This window comes from Chamaesiphon sp. VAR_69_metabat_338, from assembly GCF_031423935.1.
In the GTDB taxonomy this organism is placed as follows: domain Bacteria; phylum Cyanobacteriota; class Cyanobacteriia; order Cyanobacteriales; family Chamaesiphonaceae; genus Chamaesiphon.
The window spans coordinates 1-3665 of sequence record NZ_JANPGM010000361.1; the positions used below are offsets into that span (position 1 = coordinate 1).

Sequence of the window (3665 nt, forward strand, 5' to 3'; positions counted from 1 at the left end):
CGCGGCGATCTCGGCGTCGATCCGCTGACTTTGACTCAATATTTAAGTGTCGTAATCCATGCTGCTAAATAGGCTCGATGCTTTAGAATAGACAATAAATATTAAAGTCGAGAAAACAAGGATGAATACTATCGATAATTCTCCGATGGACGATCGAGCGCAAACAGTTTTGGAAACTGTTACAGAGCTACAACAACAACTCAATCGATCGCTCCAACAACTATCGCCAGAAAGATTGAAGGTAGTTGCTGATTTCGCCGCTTATCTAGCTAATACAGAAAGTGAAGCAGCTACCCAGGATCTCTTGGCAATTCCTGGTTTGTTAGAAAGAATTCAACAAAATCAATTAACTCCTAAAAGCCAATATACGAACTGGAGAAATCTTCGTAGTGATGTATGAAGTAATACTGCATCCTGATGCTCAAGATGTCTATATTAATGCAGACAAAGCACTTGCTAAGAAAATTGCTCGATGCTTATTACAGTTAGAACAAACACCTTTGTTTCATCCCAATGTTAAAGCCCTCAAAGGAGATTTTTCTGGATACTATCGCTATCGAATTGGGGACTATCGAGTTATTTACTCGGTAGATGAAGAAGTTATCCGAGTATTTGTTGTGGCAATCGTCTATCGTAGCGAAGCATATGATTAGACGTATCTATACTGACTGACTTAATAACTCTATTAACTCTACTTCAGATATCACCTTAATCCCCAACTTCTCTGCCTTTGCTAACTTCGAGCCTGCCTTTTCACCAGCTAACAGATAATCAGTTTTGGCACTAATTGAATCTGAAACTTTACCGCCGTGACTCTGAATCAAATCTCTCGCTTCATCGCGCTTTAATGTCGGCAAAGTACCCGTAATTACGAAAGTTTTCTCGGCAAATATGTCACTGAGAGTAGAATTATTACTATCTTCTACCGATCGCTCGAACTGCAGTCCTGCCGCTTTAAGTCGATCGATTAAGGCGATATTCTCCGGCTGTTGGAGCCAATTGTAAACCGATTGCGCCGTTTCTAATCCGACATCTCGAATATCTTGCAGATCGTCGATCGAGGCTTGTAATAATAACTCGATCGAGGGGAATCTTTCGGTGATAATATTTGCCCCATTATTACCAATTTGCCGAATACCTAAACCATATAGTACCCGCGACCACGGACGAGATTTAGAACTAGCAATACCGTCGATCGTTTTCTGTGCTGACTTCTCACCCGTGCGTTCCAAAGTCATCAACTTTTCGACAGTTAGATCGTATAAATCGGCAACTGAATTGACAAACTTGCGATCGACTAATTGCTCGATTAACTTTTCACCCACGCCATTAATATCGAGCGCATCGCGACTCACCCAATGTACTAATGACCCCTTGAGAATTGCCGCACAGCTTGGATTATTGCAGCGCAATACTGCTTCTTTTTCTGACTTAACTACTACCGAATCGCACACTGGGCAATTGGTCGGCATTTTAAAAGCAGAGGTACCAGCCGGAAGCAGATCGGTTAATACCCGCACGACTTTGGGGATAATTTCACCAGCTTTGCAGACGATTACCGTATCACCGATTCTGATGTCTAATTGGTCGATGAGATCGCCATTATGGAGCGTCGCCCGTTGCACGGTGGTTCCCCCCAATTGCACGGGTTCGAGGTGCGCCAAGGGCGTAATTGCCCCAGTTCTGCCGACATTGACACTGATATCTAGCACTCGCGTCGGTGCTTCTTCGGCGGGATATTTGAGCGCGACTGCCCAACGGGGAAATTTATTGGTAAAGCCGAGTTCTTGTTGGAATGCGAAGTCATTAATTTTGACAACCACACCATCAGTCATGTATTGAAGGTTTAACCTGTCGATATTCCAGCGATCGTAATATTCACCAACTTTCCCAGCATCCGCACATAATTCGCGATGGGGATTGACTTTAAAACCCATCCGTTCGAGCATTTCTAGCGATTCTAAATGGCTGTGGATTTCCGTCTGCGGGGTCGTCGTCGGAATCTGGAGCGTATAAGCAAAAAAATCTAGTTGCCGCTGGGCGACCATTTTAGGATCTAGTTGGCGTAATGCTCCCGCCGCTGCATTGCGGGGATTGGCAAGCAACTGCTCGCCTGCTTGGGCGCGTTCCTGATTGAGCTTGTCGAATACAGCAATCGGTAAAAATGCCTCACCGCGCACTTCGACGACTGGTGGCGGGTTGGCGATGTTTAACTTGAGCGGAATCGATCGAATAGTTTTGACATTCTGAGTGATATCTTCCCCCGTATCCCCATCGCCCCGCGTCGCGCCGCGTACTAATAATCCATTCTCGTATGTCAGCGCGATCGCCGAACCATCGATCTTCAGTTCGCAGATATATGCTGCATTGTCCTTACTCCCCATATTCCGCTGCCAACCCGCTTCCCACTTGGCAAATTCTGCCATGTCAAACGCATTCTCCAGGCTGTAGAGCGAGATATTATGTTTGACCGAAACAAACCCCGCAGCCGGACGTTCGCCGACGCGCTGGGTGGGGCTATCGGCAGTTATCAGTTCGGGATATTGACTCTCTAAATCTTGCAGTTCCCGATATAACCTGTCATACACGGCATCTTCCATGACGGGATTGTCGAGCACGTAGTAGGCATAGCCAGCCGCCTGGAGTTTTTCGCGAAGTTTTTGGGTGCGGGTGCGGATTTCAGGTGTCACGGTCGATTGCTGCTCAATAGTATTTTTATATTACAAGAACTCGATTCTCTTGTCGAGAGGCTTTGCCAACGATTCCACAAGACTCGTCTATATTCGCAAATGCTTCATCACACCATAACCTTTGAGCGCAGTTCCCGCAGTAACAGTTAGAAAGAGGATGACAAAGACAAATATTGGATTTCTTAATGGTGATGAATTTTCTTGTAAGTATGGTGAGAAAAGCACTACAACAGTGGAAATCCACGATATGAGGCTGATTACTACCCAATAGCAACGAAAGCTAATTGTTGGCCTTAGATCGCGTTGAAGCAATTGAAATTGAGCAAACCCTAATATCGGGCTACCCACTAGGGCTACACACGGTAGACTGAAGATTAGATAGAATAAGCCATTGTCACCGACTGTATTAATACCAAAAACTAGAGTATGCAGATCGTGGAGAAACATAATCGAGAATCCAGTGACACTCGTTGTCCAAAACCACTCATAGGCTAATTCCTGGTATTGAAACTTAAAAAGTAACGCTCCTTGTAACATTCCCAGCAGCAACCAATAGCTGAGATAAATTGCGATCGAGATCCGCAGATCGGAAGTGGGATACCAACGAAGCTGAGTCAGCCAAAAGACACCACCACTTACCGCTAGGCACATCGGCGAGATCGCCGTCCATAACCCCATAAATATTAGCTGTTTCGATCTGAATCTGGCTCGATCGTTTGCAGATTTCAATGCTTAAACCTCGATCTCTATTCAATGGTACTTTTATGTTACTGTGCTCGATCGATTCCACAAGACTCGATCTGTTGCTGTAGAACGTCAATATAGATCGTGTTAGAATGTGCGCCGTCGAGAGTTGGCTGCACACATCGGCTCATCAGGTATGAACCCTTACCAAATTCTCGGCGTACCGCCGCATGCATCGCTCACTCAAATTAAGTCCGCCTACCGCCAAGCTGCTGGCAATCATCATCCCGA

The 3665-nt window shown here is 45.5% G+C and carries 5 protein-coding genes; 3 read left to right on the top strand and 2 right to left on the bottom strand.

The genetic code is table 11. The features are described from left to right. Window positions 1-121: 121 nt before the first annotated feature. Both RMO84_RS10235 and RMO84_RS10240 read left to right on the top strand, forming a co-directional pair. On the top strand, window positions 122-400 hold the full coding sequence (locus tag RMO84_RS10235) for a hypothetical protein (protein WP_310488362.1): 279 nt from the start codon (window positions 122-124) through the stop codon (window positions 398-400). Beyond that, complete coding sequence (locus RMO84_RS10240) at window positions 393-653, top strand: type II toxin-antitoxin system RelE/ParE family toxin (RefSeq protein WP_310488363.1); 261 nt, start codon at window positions 393-395, stop codon at window positions 651-653. Before RMO84_RS10235 ends, RMO84_RS10240 begins: the two co-directional genes overlap by 8 nt. A gap of 6 nt (window positions 654-659) precedes the next feature. On the opposite strand, the gene ligA is transcribed toward RMO84_RS10240, so the two are convergent. After that, window positions 660-2690: an NAD-dependent DNA ligase LigA gene (gene ligA / locus RMO84_RS10245; protein WP_310488364.1), complete on the bottom strand. Its 2031-nt coding sequence runs from the start codon at window positions 2688-2690 to the stop codon at window positions 660-662. Window positions 2691-2777: 87 nt separating this feature from the next. Further along, window positions 2778-3419, bottom strand: coding sequence for a hypothetical protein (locus RMO84_RS10250; protein WP_310488365.1), 642 nt, complete (start codon window positions 3417-3419; stop codon window positions 2778-2780). A 151-nt stretch (window positions 3420-3570) separates the two neighbouring features. Between RMO84_RS10250 and RMO84_RS21345 the strand changes: the two genes are divergently transcribed. After that, the coding region (locus RMO84_RS21345) for a DnaJ domain-containing protein (protein WP_396135825.1) at window positions 3571-3665 on the top strand (95 nt) is incomplete at its 3' end.